Here is a 15,814-nt window from a genome sequence, read left to right as displayed (position 1 = left end):
CGGTTCGACCCCGGCCGCCGGTATAGTATTAAAGACAAGGTTTTCGGACCTTGTCTTTTTCTTTTATTTGTTGAATTTGTAACGCTGAGTTACTTAAAATTACTAGATTTATAATAAATCATCTAATTTATCCGCTAATTTTTGTTGCTTGCTTGGATACAAATGAGAGTATGTATCTATTGTTGTAGTTATAGATGCATGGCCTAATCTTTCTTTTACGACAAGATAATCTTCTCCTTGATTTATTAGCAGTGAAGCATGTGAATGCCTGAAGTCGTGAATTCTTATCTTTTTTAAAGAACTATTTCTTTGCAATATTTTTTTATATTGTTTTTCGATTGAATCTTTAGTTATTGTAATAGGGCTATTTTGAAATATCTGTAGATCATCTAGGTTAGTTGTAAATTCTTTCAATCTCTCATGCTGTATCTGTTTCCAGTCTTCTAGTGTCTCCACTAGTTTGGCGTTCATGATGATTCTTCGGGTTCCAGCTTTTGTCTTTGTACTACTAATGTGTTCTTCACCTTTTTTAACGTATACTGATTTGCTTACATGGATTGTATTTGTTGAAAACTCTATATCCTTCCACGTTAGAGCAAGTGCTTCTCCCAGTCTTAGACCAGTAAAAAATAAAACTGTGAATAGTAATTTGATATTGTATTCATCGTCGTTAAATAGTGTTAAGAAGTGCTTGAATTCTTTTATTGTCCAGAAATTTAATTTTGCTTTTTCTATTGGTAATTTTTTTAGCATTCCTACAGGATGTTCCTTGTAAAATCCCTTTCTTAATCCAACATCCAGAATTTTCTTTAGTAAAATTATAATTTTATTAATAGTATTTGGACTTAGCTTCTTTTCCGAGTTTTGAGCATTTTTATCTCTTAGATGTTCTCTGAATTGATAGATATCTTCATAAGTTAATTTAGCTACATCATCAACTTTTTCAAAATAGTTTTTTATATGCCTGTTATAGTTGTTTTCTTGTGTATCTATATAGCTTTGTTTTCTGTTGTTTATTTTATCCTCTTCTTTTAAGAGATCATAAAGGATATCAATTGATATTTTTGAGTTGAAACTTTTTTCTTTAAGTTCGACACTTCGTAAGTATTGTTCGGCCTCCAATGCTTCTTTTTTAGTTTTGAATCCTTTTCTTACAATTCTACGTTGTTTTAGAGATATTGGATTTATACCATTGGAAACATCGACAATCCAAGTTCCGTCTCTACTTTTACGTAAAGCCATAAGCTACGCTTCTTTCTGGAGTTCAATTCCTAATAGTTCTTCAGCGACACTGGCTGGAATTGTACCAATCCGTTTGTTATCGTAGATGTTAAAACCACGATTCACTAATAGTAATTTACCGGTATGGATAATCTTTCTTGCAGTTCCTGGAGCAAATCCAAGTTCGACAAGGTCATCTTTTGTTACAGTTTTAATCATGTTATCTCCTTTTCTATTCAGATTAAGTAAGGGGAGGATTAACTCCCCTTGTCTGATACTTATTTTTGTTTTACATCTACTAAATGGATAGCATCCGCCTTGTAATACATTGTTGTGCTAATCATAGTAGCTTGTAAATTGTCAAATGTAACTGGTACTTCATCCATTGCTTGGATATAGTCATTATCAACCAAGGCATCTGGATTGTCTACTGAGACTTGGGTTGATTTCTTTTTGAATTGTCCATCCTTGATTGTTACATTGTATTTCCAACCAATGATTTTATCGGTATTAAAACGTCTTTCGCTACCATCTCGGTTTTTGATAATTTCTCCGTTTGCATCTGCTCGGACTTCCGTTTCAAATTTTGGAATGACTTCATCCAATTCAAATTTTGTTCCAATGTTATTAAAATTCCAGTCATTTTGTGAAAGCATTTTTGCCATAGTTAATTTCTCCTTTTAATATTTTCTTTGATTGTAGGGATCAAATCCTCTCGTTTAAAGAGTATTGCTCTTTCTATTAATCCACTTGCTAAATCTGGTGGATATTCCATATTGTTGAGTGCGAGATAGTTAGATTTCTCATACTCATGCAGTAAGTTATTGTCGTATAGAAATTTATACGCTTTTAGAATAGCTCCTGAACCTTTATAGGTAAACCATTCTAATTTTTGTTCTAGTTCTGTTTTTGATTTTGAAATAATGATAGAGACGGGTTTTGAATGGCCTAAAAACTTTTCCCAAGATCTCAAAGGTTTTGAGAAATAGCTATCACTATAGAACCTCACTTTTTCTTTGAGATATCCCTTGGTAAAGTTGAGAAGATCTATTTCTGAATGCAACCATTCTTGAATGAAGTAGTGAGCTTTTTCTTTCCTAAGTTCTAACTCAGTTCTTATCCAATTTTCTATATACCGCTTGCTGATACCGAGCTTCTCAGCTCGTTCTAAGCGTTTATCGTAAATTCTAAGTCTTTCGTCATCATTGGGTTTTCTCAAATATAAGGTCTGGCCGATTGTTTCATCTCCGTAGGTATTGTAGTAGGTGCTTTTTCCATATATAAAGCGTTTCTTCTGACAAATCTTTAGAAGCTGATTAGGAGTGAAATAGGGTGTTTCATTAAAATCATCTATTGCAATATCAATTCGTCTTACTGAAAAATGATTGTAATTGTAGTAGAGGTTGTTCAAAAACTGTCTTTCGGACAGACTATTTGGATCTAATACCATATCTCTATAGAACTCGAGTGCCTGTCCTGACATGACAAGCATGTAGGACGACTCTTTCGCTCCATAGTAGATACGGATATTCCCATAATGAAGCTGGCTATCATAGTTATAGTATTTAAGGCTCCCTTTATTCTCAATAAATAGGTCATAGTCAAGAAATAGAATGTCTTCGATTATTTCTCTTGGCGAAAATTCAGTCTTATCAAACTGAATTTGAATCCAGTCAAATACAGAACGTAAATGTTCATTTTTTGCCATAGATTTTGATTCAACTTTTTGCTTAATTTTGCCACCCTTAAAATCTCCGAAACCCTTGGAAATACTGAATTCTTTCGATGGTACACCTAACTTGCAGAGGGTGGTGTTACTACACACCCTATCGGTCAAAAATGGTCCGTCCGCATCTACGCTCATTTTCGGCTTTCTGCCTCATGGCTCAGCCGAAAACTCGCTATTAGCCGAACCTATTTTTTGACCTCTTGTTAACAAACCCTAGTAAGCCGGTTTGCATCGACTCTTCAATATCTTGGATTTTCTTTTTTAGGTTGGAATTCTCAATTTTTATCAGTCGCATTTCTCGCTTAAATTCCTGTTTTAAGGCGCTCAGTTCATCGTAGAGCTCATCTATTACTTGGTTTAGGGATTCATGTTCATTGTCTGCTAGACTCCCAAATACGGCTTGTATAGCCTCTTTTAGACCTATTTCAAGTTTTAGTTTAGCTAACTTTTGAAATTGTCTAAGGTCTTCGTCTGTAAAATCATAGGCAACTGTATAACTTAATTGATGAGTTCTGGGATTTCTACTGATAGGAACTTTAATTTTCTTAAATTCCTTGCCACTTATCTCTTTAATCAGTTGAATCCAATTTTTAAGAGTAGAGGTAGAGTTTAGGCCAGAAATTTGATTGACTAACTCTTTATTGGTCATCTTTTTGTGAAACCTCCGAAATTTTCTTGTGCAACTGAAGAGTTTTCTGTGGTATAATTGTTACATAATATGTTTTGATCTTGGAACGAACGGCACATTTGTTTCAAGATTTTTTATTTTGTCGAATCTTACCTCCTTTATTAAAATTTTTTAAATCGACTACTAGTTACATACGCTTTTACCTCCTTTTATGCTATAATATTCTCAATGGAATATTCAATCTCAAAATAAATATTCCTTATGGAATAATTCTATTTTATACCGTTTGGAATATTTTGTCAAGCTAAAATATACGAATAAGAATATCTATAGGAGAATTATGTATACAGAGGATTATAAATTTTCAGAGAGGTTAAAAACTCTCAGAAAATCAAAAAAGTTAACTCAAGTACAAATATCGGAATTAATTGGAGTTCAACAAGGGACATATTCTCGGTGGGAGAATGGAACGTTAGAACCAGGATTAGAATTCGTTGTGAAATTGGCAAATATCTTTGGGACTACTACAGATTATTTGCTGGGACAAAAACCTTATTCAATTATCAGTAGTTTACCTCTAGAACAATTAGATCTTACCAATATTGCAAACTTTTCAAAGGATGAGTTTGATATTTTGAAACATTCAATAGCAGTTTCGGTGGCAAGAAATAAAATAAAGGCAACAGAACTAAAAGATAGAGTTATAGAAAAAAATCAGTTGTCAGAAAAAGATGCAGAACTTTTGAATAAGATTTTTGAAGAAGTTAAAACTTATTGGGAAAATTAGGAGGACGCTAGTCTTCAAAATTCCCTCCCAAAATGTGTCCAAAATATTGACAGAATTCTAGCTTTTCATTATAGTTCTTATGGAACTTTTTTTCTACAACAAAATAGGCTCCATAATATCCATAGGGGATTTACCCACTACAAATAGTATAGAGCCGGTTTTATTAATGTCCTGCATTTCCTAATAAGTTAACCATGACAACACCAATGATAATCAAAATTAAACCGATAATGCTATAAACATTTAGTGTTTCTTTGAAAATCATTACTGCGATAGAGGATATCAAAACTAAACCGACAGCTGACCATGTTGCATAAGCTATTCCTACAGGAATTTTTTGCATTGCTAGTGAGAGGAAATAGAAACAAACGCCATAGCTAAGTAGGGCAGAAACGGTTGGAATAGGCTTTGTAAAACCGTCTGATAATTTCAAAAGGTTAGTTCCCAATATCTCTCCTACAATGGCGATAAAAAGATAAAAGTATGACATGTCTTTAACCTCCTATATGTCATGTTTTTGCTCTAAGAGCTATTATAGCTATCCGTTTTTTATAAATCTTGGCACAAGTCATGAGAATTTGTAGTAAAACTGTGGCAGACACTTTTTCAGAACCAATAGCTGATAAGTTTAGTATATCATAAGATAAATTTTAAATAAAGTCTTGATTTATTTCAATGTCTTGCGTGGTCTCGATTTTACTGGTAAAATTACTTTTAAGAACTTTAAAAAAGAGGCTTCTATATTTGACAAAACAATGACTTGTTGTCCCGAATGTGGGCATCCTTTGGAGAAAAAATTTTTAAAAGATGAGGGAGATATTCCTTATTGTTCACAATGTGCGAGTTTTCGTTTTCCAGTCTTTAATACAGCAATTAGTGCGATTTTATTTAATGAAAAACATGATAAGATTCTCTTGATTAAGCAATATGACATGGCTGAGCATATTTTGCTAGCTGGTTATGTGTCTAATGATATTCACAACCAATTTCTACAATCATTAAAGACAATTAATTTAGCCTCTCTTATTACGGATATGGGTAATAAAATTGCACAAAACTAGTCCAAAACTCTTTTTAATAAGGAGTATACTTTCTAGCATTTTATAGTTACTAAAAAGTATCTAAACTTTGGAAGTGATACTAAGTTTTAAAAAATATTATGGAAAAAAAGCTTATAAAATCAATATTTCTGAGATTTAAAACTAATAATATTAGACTCAAAATCCAGTGTCCGCAAGGACGTGCCGGTTCGACCCCGGCCGCCGGTATAGTAATAAAGACAAGGTTTTCGGACCTTGTTTTTTATTTTGGTGAAGATTTTGATATTTTTTCTTTAAGTACAGATAACTGATGAATGATCTTTTTCTTCTTATTCTAATCATTTTTAGTGTATTTTTGGTATAATATTACTTATTCACAATTTATTTTGATTATGAAAGAGTTTGGTGGTTAATGTCTCGGTCTGTTGAATTACTAAAGAAACGTTACTTAAAAAATATAAAAGAGAATCCAGATTTATTTATTGGGATTGAGTTAGAATTTCCTATTGTAAATTTAGAGGGTAAAGCTACAGATGGTGAAGTTGTTAAAGATCTCTTTCGGTATTTACCATCAGTACTGGGTTTTACTATCGAAAAAGTGGATGATTTTGGGAATCCAATTCAGTTGCTTGATCCAGTCAGCCAAGATACGATCTTGTTTGAGGTTGCTTATACGACGATTGAGTTTGCATTCGGAAAGGCCGAATCTATCCAAGAGGTAGAAGAACGCCTTAACTTCTATATGGCTACGATTCAGAATAAATTGGGTGAAGCTAATCATGCTATTGTTGGCTGCGGCATTCATCCCAACTGGGATAAAAATGAGAATTGTTCAGTGGCTTATCCCCGCTATCAGATGTTGATGGCTTACTTGAACTTAAGTAGAAGTAAGACTAGTAGAGGTTTACATGATTTTCCTGAGTATGGTGCCTTTATCTGTGGAAGTCAGGTTCAACTAGACGTTTCAAGGTCCAACTACCTGCGTGTTATTAATGCTTTTACACAAATTGAAGCAGCTAAAGCCTTTTTATTTGCCAATTCTGAGTTTTCAGGTGCAGATTGGGATACCAAAATTTCGAGAGATATTTTTTGGGAAGAATCCATGCATGGTATCTATCCAGAGAATGTAGGTGTCAATACTAGATTATTTAAAGATGAGGATGATTTTTTTGACTATCTAAATCATTCTGCGATTTTTACTGCGGAGCGTGATGGGCAGACCTATTATTTTTATCCGATTCAGGCTAGGGACTATTTGGCTACACCTGAAATCCAAGCATTTACCCTTAATGGGGATGAGGTGTTAATTCACCCTCAGGAGGAAGATTTCCAAACTCATCGTAGTTACCAGTACCAAGACTTAACGACTCGAGGAACAGTTGAGTTTCGTAGTGTGTGTACTCAGCCGCTTGATAGGACCTTTGCTTCTGCTGCTTTTCACTTGGGCTTGTTGGTTCATTTAGACAAGCTTGAAGCTTACTTGCGAACTGCTCCATTTTTTACCACAGCTGGTCGTGATTATAAGCTTTTAAGACGACAATTTTCTAAAAAACAACTCACAGATGAAGAAGAAGCTGCGGTTCTCGAGTTTTCTAAAGATTTACTCACCCTAGCTGAGGAAGGACTGGAGAAAAGAGATAAGCAAGAAATGGTTTATTTAGAGCCTTTGAAGAAAGAATTGGGATTATAATTTCTCTTATAAAGGGAGAATTTTCTGAAAAATCGTGATATAATGGAAGAGACTATAGATAAAGGATAGAGATTCATGACATTAGTTTATCAATCAACGCGTGATGCCAATAATACAGTAACTGCCAGCCAAGCTATTTTGCAAGGATTGGCGACGGATGGTGGTTTGTTTACACCGCTTTCTTATCCAAAGGTTGATTTGGACTTTGACACATTAAAGGATGCTTCTTACCAAGAAGTGGCTAAATTAGTTTTATCAGCATTTTTAGATGACTTTACGGCTGAGGAGTTGGACTACTGTATCAACAATGCCTACGATAGCAAGTTTGATACTCCAGCTATTGCGCCATTGGTGAAACTGGATGGGCAATACAACTTGGAATTGTTCCATGGTTCAACGATTGCCTTTAAAGATATGGCCTTGTCTATCTTGCCGTACTTTATGACGACAGCCGCTAAAAAGCATGGTTTGGAGAACAAGATTGTCATTTTGACAGCGACATCTGGTGATACTGGGAAAGCTGCTATGGCAGGGTTTGCCGATGTGCCTGGAACTGAGATTATCGTCTTTTATCCAAAGGATGGTGTCAGCAAGGTGCAAGAGTTGCAAATGACTACTCAGACTGGCGACAATACTCATGTTATCGCTATTGATGGAAACTTTGATGATGCGCAAACAAATGTGAAGCACATGTTCAACGATGTAGCTCTTCGTGAAAAATTGGCAGCGAACAAGTTGCAATTTTCATCAGCTAACTCTATGAACATTGGTCGTTTGGTGCCACAGATTGTCTACTATGTTTATGCTTATGCTCAGTTGGTCAAGTCTGGTGAGATTGTAGCTGGTGATAAGGTCAACTTCACAGTACCAACAGGAAACTTTGGAAATATTTTGGCTGCCTTTTATGCTAAACAAATCGGTCTTCCAGTTGGCAAATTAATCTGTGCTTCAAATGACAACAATGTTTTGACAGACTTCTTCAAGACACGTGTTTACGATAAGAAACGTGAGTTTAAGGTAACAACTAGCCCATCTATGGATATCTTGGTATCTTCAAACTTGGAGCGTTTGATTTTCCATCTTTTGGGGAATGATGCGGTTAAGACTGCTGAACTCATGAATGCCTTGAGTACACAAGGACAATATGAATTGATAGACTTTGATGCAGCGATTTTGGAACTCTTTGCAGCTGAATATGCGACTGAGGAAGAAACAGCAGCAGAAATTAAACGTGTTTATCAAACAGATGCCTATATTGAGGATCCACATACGGCGGTTGCCTCAGCTGTTTATAGAAAATACCAAGCGGCTACTGGCGATGCGACTAAGACAGTGATTGCTTCAACAGCTAGTCCTTACAAGTTCCCAGTGGTTGCAGTAGAAGCGGTAACAGGAAAAGCAGGCCTGACAGACTTTGAAGCCTTGGCTCAATTGCATGACATTTCAGGAGTGGCAGTGCCACCAGCGGTTGATGGCCTTGAAACAGCTCCGGTTCGTCATAAAACAACAGTGGCAGCTGCTGACATGCAAGCAGCGGTGGAGGCTTATCTAGGACTTTAAGACAGAGGGCGTAAACTCGGTTGGGAAACCAACTGAGTTTCTTTTCATCAGGAGGAGAGATTGTTTAAGAAAAATAAAGACATTCTTAATATTGCATTGCCAGCTATGGGTGAAAACTTTTTGCAGATGCTCATGGGAATGGTGGACAGCTACTTGGTCGCCCACTTGGGCTTGATCGCTATTTCAGGTGTTTCAGTGGCTGGCAATATTATCACGATTTACCAGGCGATTTTTATCGCTCTGGGAGCTGCTATTTCCAGTGTTATTTCAAAAAGTTTGGGGCAGAAAGATCAGTCCAAGTTGGCTTATCACGTGACAGAGGCTCTCAAGATAACCCTATTGCTGAGTGCACTTTTAGGCGCCTTATCGCTCTTTGCTGGGCAAGAGATGATAGGACTCTTGGGCACTGAGCAGGATGTGGCCGAGAGTGGTGGACTCTACCTATCTTTGGTAGGCGGATCGATTGTTCTCTTGGGCTTGATGACGAGTCTAGGTGCCTTGATTCGTGCAACGCATAATCCGCGTCTGCCTCTCTATGTTAGTCTTTTATCCAATGCCTTGAATATTATTTTTTCAAGTCTAGCTATTTTTGTCCTTGATATGGGCATAGCGGGTGTTGCTTGGGGGACTATCTTGTCTCGCTTAGTCGGTCTTGTGATTTTGTGGTCACAATTAAAGCTGCCTTTTGAGAAACCGACTTTTGGTTTAGATAAGGAACTATTGACTTTGGCTTTGCCAGCGGCAGGAGAACGTCTCATGATGCGAGCTGGAGATGTCGTCATCATTGCCTTAGTTGTATCTTTTGGAACGGAGGCAGTAGCTGGAAATGCAGTCGGAGAAGTCTTGACCCAGTTTAACTATATGCCTGCCTTTGGCGTCGCTACGGCAACAGTCATGCAGGTAGCTCGAGCAGTTGGAGAGGATAACTGGGAAAGAGTAGATGATTTGAGCAAGCAAACCTTTTGGCTTTCCCTGCTTCTCATGTTGCCCTTAACTCTCAGTATCTATGCCTTGGGGACACCATTGACTCATCTCTATACGACCGATCCTGTAGCGGTTGAAGCGAGCGTTTTGGTGGCACTGTTCTCTCTACTAGGAACCCCCATGGCGACAGGGACAGTTATATATACGGCAGTTTGGCAGGGATTGGGAAATGCTCGCCTCCCCTTTTATGCGACAAGTATTGGGATGTGGTGTATCCGTATAGGGACAGCCTATCTTATGGGTATTGTTCTTGGTTGGGGGTTGCCTGGTATTTGGGCTGGAACGTTATTGGACAATGGTTTTCGATGGTTATTTCTACGCTACCGTTACCAAAGTTATATGAGCTTGAAAGGATAGGAAATGAAAAAAACAGCTTTTATTTGGGATTTAGATGGAACCTTATTGGACTCTTACGAAGCGATTTTGTCAGGGATTGAGGAAACCTTTGGTCAGTTTTCTATTCCTTATGACAAGGAGAAAGTGAGAGAGTTTATCCTCAAGTTTTCGGTGCAAGATTTACTGGAGCAGGTGGCAGAAGAGCGAAAACTGGATGTGGAAGTGCTCAATCAGGTGCGTGCCCAGAGTTTGGCTGAGAAGAATGCCCAGATAGTTTTGATGCCAGGTGCGCGTGAAGTGTTGGCTTGGGCAGATGAAGCAGGGATTATGCAGTTTGTTTATACCCATAAAGGAGACAATGCCTTTACCATTCTAAGAGACTTGGGTTTGGAATGTTATTTCACAGAAATTTTAACTAATCAGAGTGGTTTTGCACGCAAGCCCAGTCCAGAAGCGGCGACATATCTGCTAGACAAATATGAGTTGGATCCTAGGACTACCTATTATCTAGGGGACCGGACTTTGGATGTGAAATTTGCCCAGAATAGCGGTATTCAAAGCATTAACTTTTTAGAGTCAACTTATGAAGGGAATCAGAGGATTCAAGCATTGGCAGATATTCCCTACATTTTTGAGGATGAGCAATAAAAAGATTGTGTCAGTTTTATGACAGAAGGCTAACAAACTATTTCAACTGATCTAGTTTGTTACAAGGAATAGACAGTTCTGTTAAATAGGCCCGAGAGGGCTTTTTTTCTGTTTTTTTTGTGTTATGATAGACAGGTACTCATTTGAAAGGAATATGAACGAATGAAGAAAAGAATTATTTTAGCCTCAACAGTAGCCCTGTCTCTTGCTCCCGCATTAGGAGCTAAAGCTCAAGAAATCTCTTGGACAGCACGTAGCGTTGAGCAAATCCAAAATGATGTGACGAAAAACGAGAACAAAAACAGCTATACAGTTCAGTATGGTGATACCCTGAGCACGATTGCAGAAGCTTTGGGAGTAGATGTAACCGTTCTTGCTAATTTGAACAAAATCACTAATATGGACTTGATTTTCCCAGATACTGTCCTCACTACAACTGTCAATGAGGAAGAAGAGGTGACGGAAGTTGAAATCCAAACTCCTCAAGCGGATTCTAGTGAAGAAGTGACGACTGCGACAGCTGATTTGACGACGAATCAAGTGACAGTTGATGAACAAACAGTTCAAGTAGAAGATCTTTCTCAACCAATTGAGGATGCTCCAACTGTAACAGAGACTGAAAAACCAACAGAAGTAGCGCCAAATTCAGAAGTTTCTGAGACAGCGACAGTTGCTGAAGAGACACCATCTACAGAAACACCTGTAGCAGCAGAAACAACTAGTCCAGTTGAAGAAGAAGCTCCTCAAGCAGCGACTCCAGCTACTGAAGAAACGGCAGCAACAACTCCAGCAGAAGCACCAGTAGCAGCTGCTCCAGCAACTGAAACACCTGCTGATACAACAGGAACAAGTGCAACAGAAGAAGCAGCATCAACAGCAACTTCTGACACTGCAACTTCGACTTATCAAGCAGAGCAAAGCCAAACTCCTTCAAGAACGTATGCTGCTCCAGCGGCTCCTGACTATGCAGGACTTGCTGTAGCTAAGTCTGAGAATGCTGGTCTTCAACCACAAACAGCGGCCTTTAAAGAAGAAGTAGCCAACTTGTTTGGAATTACATCTTTTAGTGGCTACCGTCCTGGTGACAGTGGGGACCATGGTAAAGGTTTGGCCATCGACTTTATGGTTCCAGTGAGTTCAGCACTCGGAGATCAAATTGCAGAATATGCAGTCAAAAATATGGCTAGCCGTGGTATCAACTATATCATCTGGAAACAACGTTTCTACGCTCCATATGATAGTAAATATGGACCAGCCTACACGTGGAATCCAATGCCAGACCGTGGTAGCGTAACCGAAAACCACTATGATCACGTTCACGTATCAATGAACTAATAGAAAAAGAAGCTGAAAACTCATAAGGTTGAGGCTTCTTTTTGTTGTTCTAAGTCAAAATGTTTTCAAAGTTATGCTATAATCAAACTGAAGTTGACTGAAAATCAAGTATTTTTATTTTAGTAGAAGGTGAGAACACTATGATGAATAGTTTGAAAAAAACATTTGAGAAAACCATTGATGACTTTGAAAAAGAATTTTGTGGTGAAGTCGTTGAACTCTTGATTATCACTTTGCAAAATGTGGGAGGTGCGACTGTTTTAAAGAATGGATGGAAGTTGCCTTCGGTTCATTTTGTAGCAAGTGTGAATGTGGGGACAAAGGAGTTCTCGGAAATAGAGGGACGTTTGGAGTGGTTGGTGAGTCCAGAGGAATATGAAGAAAAGGGCTTGCTCTATAGCTATAGTTTCGAGCCCTATCAGATTCATCACATCAAATGTCAGAAAAGACCACAAAGGCAATTAGAACCTTATATGGCAGCAGTAGCGAATAACTGTTATCGTCTGCTGGAATACATTGAAGATGGGCAGTCGGATAGTAGATTAGAAGCTCTGATTGCAGAATATGTTAAACCAGTCGTCATCAAAGATTCTATAGGCGAATTCACTTTAAATAGAGCTTATTCATGGTTTGAGGGAAGTATGGATCTTGCGGGAAGCAGGGTTAGCGTGATGTTGGATGCAAATGAAGATGCCAGCTTACCACCAAAATCATTTGGCTACTTGAAAACATTTGTCAGGGATATTGACCGAAGAGACTCTGAAATCCGAGACGTTATAGTAAAAGAGATGTGGGAAACAGCAGAGGACTGGCTAGCTTCAGACGGAGATGCCGAAGTATTAACAGAGGACTATTTTTATAATTCCTTGTATCTGGGGGAACTGTCTATCAGTGAAGCGGGGGATTTGACTCTTTATTATGGAGATAAAGAGGATATTTTTGCTGGGCATGCGGTAGAAGTCAGGGCAGATATTGAAGGAAATATAGAAAATGTGACCTTGGTAGGGTAAATGGACAGCATGTGATTATTTCTTTATTGTGAATAAGCAACTTAGTCCTGTTACAGGAGTTTTTCCATTATATTTTAAAAATAACTGAAATCAGCACCTTCTTTAGAAAGTGCTGATTTTTTTGAGATAATAGTAGAAAGTTTATACTTTTCGGCGTTTGAGAGCGAGCAAAGTTCGATAGAAAATGATTTGGCTGCTCTGGATATAGGGAAGGATTGAAAAACTAGCAATTCCAAAAGTAATCCAATTGAGGAAGTACCAAGGAAGTAGTTGTAAATCGAGGACAAAGCGTTGAAATTTGTAACCTTTCACCAAGAAACGACTGGTTTTCAGGATTTGACTGGGTTTAGCCTGCCCTAAATCTAGAGTGTCGCAGAGGAGGAATTCTACCTGCGAGTAGGCGTAATGTTGCGGGATATAGAGGGCATTTCCTACAATCATCAAGATGAGGCTCGCAAAAAAGTAGAGCCCAAAGGTCATAAGGAATTGCTCGTTTTCAATAGATGAGAGGTCTAGTTTTGGAAACTCAGGATGTAGGGCAACAAATCTTCTAGCCAAGAGATTGCTATAAAAGAGGAAATAAATGCCTACTAAGTTTGGAATGCTCCATAAAAAGAGGTAGAAACGTTTGAGGAGCAGAGTTAGGAAGGTTTGCGAGAAGCGCTCTTCAGCAAAGAGGGCCAGGCTTGATTTTACTGAGAGTTCCGTATCAGGATCCTTGAGGAGTCGGAGTGTCGCAAAGGCAGCACCTACTAGAAAAATCGTGCTCATAAAAGAAACTACTAGCGGGAAGAGATAGGCTTGGAGAACTTGTGCCAGCATGCTGAAAAAGGATTGCTCTAAAACACTTTCTTGGAGACGAGCCAAGGGGTTGAGAAAGCCTGACAAGATAACCAGTATGCTAGGTAAGAGATAGACCAGAAAGAGGCGGGGATTTTCAGCCTGAAATTGCCTAGCCTGCAGACGAATAGTTTTTAAATCAATTTTTGGGTATTTCATTCTCTCATTATACCATAGTTCGTGACAGTTCCAGCTTTTTTTGATAAAATCATACAGTATGCCTTTGGGCGCAAAGTATGAACTGGGACTGTTTTTCCCAGCTTCGGAGGTAAAAAATGTCAGATTCACCAATCAAATACCGTTTGATTAAGAAAGAGAAACACACAGGAGCTCGTCTGGGAGAAATCATCACTCCGCACGGTACCTTCCCGACACCTATGTTTATGCCAGTTGGGACCCAAGCCACGGTCAAGACTCAATCACCAGAGGAGTTGAAGGAGATGGGTTCAGGGATTATCCTGTCAAACACCTATCACTTGTGGCTCCGTCCAGGAGACGAACTCATCGCACGCGCAGGCGGTCTCCACAAGTTCATGAACTGGGATCAGCCCATCTTGACGGATAGTGGTGGTTTTCAGGTTTATTCTCTAGCGGATAGTCGAAATATCACAGAAGAAGGAGTAACCTTTAAAAACCATCTCAATGGTTCCAAGATGTTCCTATCGCCAGAAAAGGCCATCTCTATCCAGAACAATCTGGGCTCAGACATCATGATGTCCTTTGACGAATGTCCTCAGTTTTACCAACCCTATGATTACGTTAAGAAATCAATCGAACGTACCAGCCGTTGGGCTGAGCGCGGGTTGAAGGCTCACCGTCGTCCGCATGACCAAGGTTTGTTTGGAATTGTGCAGGGGGCAGGATTTGAAGACCTTCGCCGTCAGTCAGCTCACGACCTTGTTAGCATGGACTTCCCTGGCTACTCTATCGGTGGTTTGGCAGTAGGAGAAACGCATGAAGAGATGAATGCCGTCTTGGATTTCACAACTCAACTGCTACCTGAAAACAAACCTCGCTATTTGATGGGTGTCGGAGCGCCAGATAGCTTGATTGATGGAGTTATTCGTGGCGTGGATATGTTTGACTGTGTCTTACCGACTCGTATCGCTCGTAACGGAACTTGTATGACCAGTCAAGGTCGTTTGGTTGTCAAAAATGCCCAATTCGCTGAAGACTTTACGCCACTGGATCCTGAGTGCGATTGCTACACATGTAAGAACTATACACGCGCTTATCTTCGCCACCTACTCAAGGCTGACGAAACCTTTGGTATCCGCTTGACTAGTTACCACAATCTCTACTTCTTACTCAATCTGATGAAGCAGGTCCGCCAAGCCATCATGGATGACAATCTCTTGGAATTTCGTGAGTATTTTGTAGAAAAATATGGCTACAACAAGTCAGGGCGCAATTTCTAAAGTGTAAAAATAGAATGCCAAAATCCTAAGTTTTCTCTTAGGATTTTTCCTATTTTTTTGATAGAATAGGGAGTATAATGGAATGGAAATTAGGTGGTGTTTTGCTTCCTAATTTAATGGAGAATAGACTCGTATGCGTATTAAATGGTTTTCCTTGATTAGGATTACAGGTTTACTTTTGGTGCTTTTGTACCACTTCTTTCAAACGATCTTTCCTGGAGGATTCTTTGGGGTAGATGTCTTTTTCACTTTTTCAGGATTTTTGATCACCTCCCTCCTTTTAGAAGAATTTGGGAAGGCACGCCAGATTGATTTGCTGGGCTTTTTTAAGAGACGGTTTTACCGCATCGTGCCACCTGTGGTGCTGATGGTTTTGGTGACCATGCCTTTTACTTTCTTGGTTCGTCAAGACTATGTTGCTGGAATTGGTGGCCAGATAGCTGGAGTTCTCGGTTTTATGACCAACTTCTACGAAATGTTAACAGGGGGTAGTTATGAATCCCAGTTCATTCCGCATCTCTTTGTTCACAACTGGAGCCTAGCTGTTGAGGTTCACTACTATATCCTTTGGGGCTTAGCGGTTTGGTT

Annotated in this window: 17 protein-coding genes; 10 read left to right on the top strand and 7 right to left on the bottom strand. The window is 38.8% G+C overall.

Annotation, left to right across the window (positions count from 1 at the left end):
• Positions 1-108: 108 nt before the first annotated feature.
• From GMD4S_RS05025 to GMD4S_RS05005, 5 genes are read right to left on the bottom strand one after another with little or no spacing between them, the layout of a single operon-like run.
• Entirely contained in the window at positions 109-1,242 is a 1,134-nt protein-coding gene (locus GMD4S_RS05025) for a site-specific integrase (RefSeq protein ID WP_001208033.1), read from the bottom strand.
• A 3-nt stretch (positions 1,243-1,245) separates the two neighbouring features.
• The gene (locus tag GMD4S_RS05020; protein ID WP_000598357.1) at positions 1,246-1,440 is read right to left on the bottom strand and encodes a DUF3173 domain-containing protein; all 195 of its coding nucleotides are present in this window, start codon (positions 1,438-1,440) and stop codon (positions 1,246-1,248) included.
• Between the two features lie 59 nt (positions 1,441-1,499).
• On the bottom strand, positions 1,500-1,886 hold the full coding sequence (locus tag GMD4S_RS05015) for a hypothetical protein (protein WP_001096843.1): 387 nt from the start codon (positions 1,884-1,886) through the stop codon (positions 1,500-1,502).
• A gap of 2 nt (positions 1,887-1,888) precedes the next feature.
• A complete protein-coding gene (locus GMD4S_RS05010) occupies positions 1,889-3,085 on the bottom strand; it encodes a replication initiation factor domain-containing protein (protein ID WP_000109700.1) in 1,197 nt (398 codons plus the stop codon).
• A 40-nt stretch (positions 3,086-3,125) separates the two neighbouring features.
• Complete coding sequence (locus GMD4S_RS05005; protein ID WP_000182279.1) at positions 3,126-3,599, bottom strand: hypothetical protein; 474 nt, start codon at positions 3,597-3,599, stop codon at positions 3,126-3,128.
• 319 nt (positions 3,600-3,918) lie between these two features.
• Here GMD4S_RS05005 and GMD4S_RS05000 point away from each other — a divergent pair, with 319 nt between their 5' ends.
• Entirely contained in the window at positions 3,919-4,365 is a 447-nt protein-coding gene (locus GMD4S_RS05000; protein WP_000287814.1) for a helix-turn-helix transcriptional regulator, read from the top strand.
• Between the two features lie 163 nt (positions 4,366-4,528).
• Here the strand turns inward: GMD4S_RS05000 and GMD4S_RS04995 are convergent, their stop codons facing one another.
• Positions 4,529-4,855: a DMT family transporter gene (locus GMD4S_RS04995; RefSeq protein ID WP_000120162.1), complete on the bottom strand. Its 327-nt coding sequence runs from the start codon at positions 4,853-4,855 to the stop codon at positions 4,529-4,531.
• A gap of 295 nt (positions 4,856-5,150) precedes the next feature.
• Here GMD4S_RS04995 and GMD4S_RS13685 point away from each other — a divergent pair, with 295 nt between their 5' ends.
• The 7 genes from GMD4S_RS13685 to GMD4S_RS04955 all read left to right on the top strand — a co-directional run bounded on the left by GMD4S_RS13685 (position 5,151) and on the right by GMD4S_RS04955 (position 12,968).
• The gene (locus tag GMD4S_RS13685; protein ID WP_237738360.1) at positions 5,151-5,426 is read left to right on the top strand and encodes an NAD(+) diphosphatase; all 276 of its coding nucleotides are present in this window, start codon (positions 5,151-5,153) and stop codon (positions 5,424-5,426) included.
• 391 nt (positions 5,427-5,817) lie between these two features.
• Positions 5,818-7,095, top strand: a complete 1,278-nt coding sequence (locus tag GMD4S_RS04980) for a hypothetical protein (RefSeq protein WP_000091649.1) — start codon at positions 5,818-5,820, stop codon at positions 7,093-7,095.
• A gap of 75 nt (positions 7,096-7,170) precedes the next feature.
• Positions 7,171-8,655, top strand: a complete 1,485-nt coding sequence (thrC, locus tag GMD4S_RS04975) for a threonine synthase (RefSeq protein ID WP_000177122.1) — start codon at positions 7,171-7,173, stop codon at positions 8,653-8,655.
• A gap of 60 nt (positions 8,656-8,715) precedes the next feature.
• On the top strand, positions 8,716-9,996 hold the full coding sequence (locus GMD4S_RS04970; RefSeq protein WP_000473983.1) for an MATE family efflux transporter: 1,281 nt from the start codon (positions 8,716-8,718) through the stop codon (positions 9,994-9,996).
• Between the two features lie 3 nt (positions 9,997-9,999).
• Complete coding sequence (locus GMD4S_RS04965; protein ID WP_000750409.1) at positions 10,000-10,623, top strand: HAD family hydrolase; 624 nt, start codon at positions 10,000-10,002, stop codon at positions 10,621-10,623.
• A 162-nt stretch (positions 10,624-10,785) separates the two neighbouring features.
• Positions 10,786-11,958, top strand: coding sequence for a LysM peptidoglycan-binding domain-containing protein (locus tag GMD4S_RS04960; RefSeq protein WP_000746000.1), 1,173 nt, complete (start codon positions 10,786-10,788; stop codon positions 11,956-11,958).
• Between the two features lie 140 nt (positions 11,959-12,098).
• The gene (locus GMD4S_RS04955) at positions 12,099-12,968 is read left to right on the top strand and encodes a DUF2262 domain-containing protein (protein WP_000982055.1); all 870 of its coding nucleotides are present in this window, start codon (positions 12,099-12,101) and stop codon (positions 12,966-12,968) included.
• Between the two features lie 141 nt (positions 12,969-13,109).
• On the opposite strand, the gene GMD4S_RS04950 is transcribed toward GMD4S_RS04955, so the two are convergent.
• The gene (locus tag GMD4S_RS04950) at positions 13,110-13,967 is read right to left on the bottom strand and encodes a DUF975 family protein (RefSeq protein ID WP_000876904.1); all 858 of its coding nucleotides are present in this window, start codon (positions 13,965-13,967) and stop codon (positions 13,110-13,112) included.
• Between the two features lie 116 nt (positions 13,968-14,083).
• On the opposite strand from GMD4S_RS04950, the gene tgt reads away from it, so the two are divergent.
• Both tgt and GMD4S_RS04940 read left to right on the top strand, forming a co-directional pair.
• Positions 14,084-15,226 carry a tRNA guanosine(34) transglycosylase Tgt gene (gene tgt / locus GMD4S_RS04945; protein WP_001285237.1) on the top strand — a complete coding sequence of 381 codons (1,143 nt, stop codon included), beginning with the start codon at positions 14,084-14,086 and terminating at the stop codon, positions 15,224-15,226.
• A 133-nt stretch (positions 15,227-15,359) separates the two neighbouring features.
• Positions 15,360-15,814 (top strand): acyltransferase family protein (locus GMD4S_RS04940; RefSeq protein WP_001220883.1); only part of this gene is annotated, 455 nt, incomplete at its 3' end.

It is taken from the genome of Streptococcus sp. GMD4S, from assembly GCF_000296955.1.
This window is presented reverse-complemented; position numbering and strand designations above follow the sequence as displayed.

Excerpts from the sequence above, each read along its gene's own strand:
- GMD4S_RS05005 (WP_000182279.1), bottom strand. The coding sequence starts at position 3,599 with ATGACCAATAAAGAGTTAGTCAATCAAATTTCTGGCCTAAACTCTACC.
- thrC (WP_000177122.1), top strand. The coding sequence starts at position 7,171 with ATGACATTAGTTTATCAATCAACGCGTGATGCCAATAATACAGTAACT.
- GMD4S_RS04955 (WP_000982055.1), top strand. The coding sequence starts at position 12,099 with ATGATGAATAGTTTGAAAAAAACATTTGAGAAAACCATTGATGACTTT.
- GMD4S_RS04995 (WP_000120162.1), bottom strand. The coding sequence starts at position 4,855 with ATGTCATACTTTTATCTTTTTATCGCCATTGTAGGAGAGATATTGGGA.
- GMD4S_RS05010 (WP_000109700.1), bottom strand. The coding sequence starts at position 3,085 with ATGAGCGTAGATGCGGACGGACCATTTTTGACCGATAGGGTGTGTAGT.
- tgt (WP_001285237.1), top strand. The coding sequence starts at position 14,084 with ATGTCAGATTCACCAATCAAATACCGTTTGATTAAGAAAGAGAAACAC.
- GMD4S_RS05015 (WP_001096843.1), bottom strand. The coding sequence starts at position 1,886 with ATGGCAAAAATGCTTTCACAAAATGACTGGAATTTTAATAACATTGGA.
- GMD4S_RS04965 (WP_000750409.1), top strand. The coding sequence starts at position 10,000 with ATGAAAAAAACAGCTTTTATTTGGGATTTAGATGGAACCTTATTGGAC.
- GMD4S_RS04960 (WP_000746000.1), top strand. The coding sequence starts at position 10,786 with ATGAAGAAAAGAATTATTTTAGCCTCAACAGTAGCCCTGTCTCTTGCT.
- GMD4S_RS05025 (WP_001208033.1), bottom strand. The coding sequence starts at position 1,242 with ATGGCTTTACGTAAAAGTAGAGACGGAACTTGGATTGTCGATGTTTCC.
- GMD4S_RS04950 (WP_000876904.1), bottom strand. The coding sequence starts at position 13,967 with ATGAAATACCCAAAAATTGATTTAAAAACTATTCGTCTGCAGGCTAGG.
- GMD4S_RS05020 (WP_000598357.1), bottom strand. The coding sequence starts at position 1,440 with ATGATTAAAACTGTAACAAAAGATGACCTTGTCGAACTTGGATTTGCT.
- GMD4S_RS05000 (WP_000287814.1), top strand. The coding sequence starts at position 3,919 with ATGTATACAGAGGATTATAAATTTTCAGAGAGGTTAAAAACTCTCAGA.
- GMD4S_RS04980 (WP_000091649.1), top strand. The coding sequence starts at position 5,818 with ATGTCTCGGTCTGTTGAATTACTAAAGAAACGTTACTTAAAAAATATA.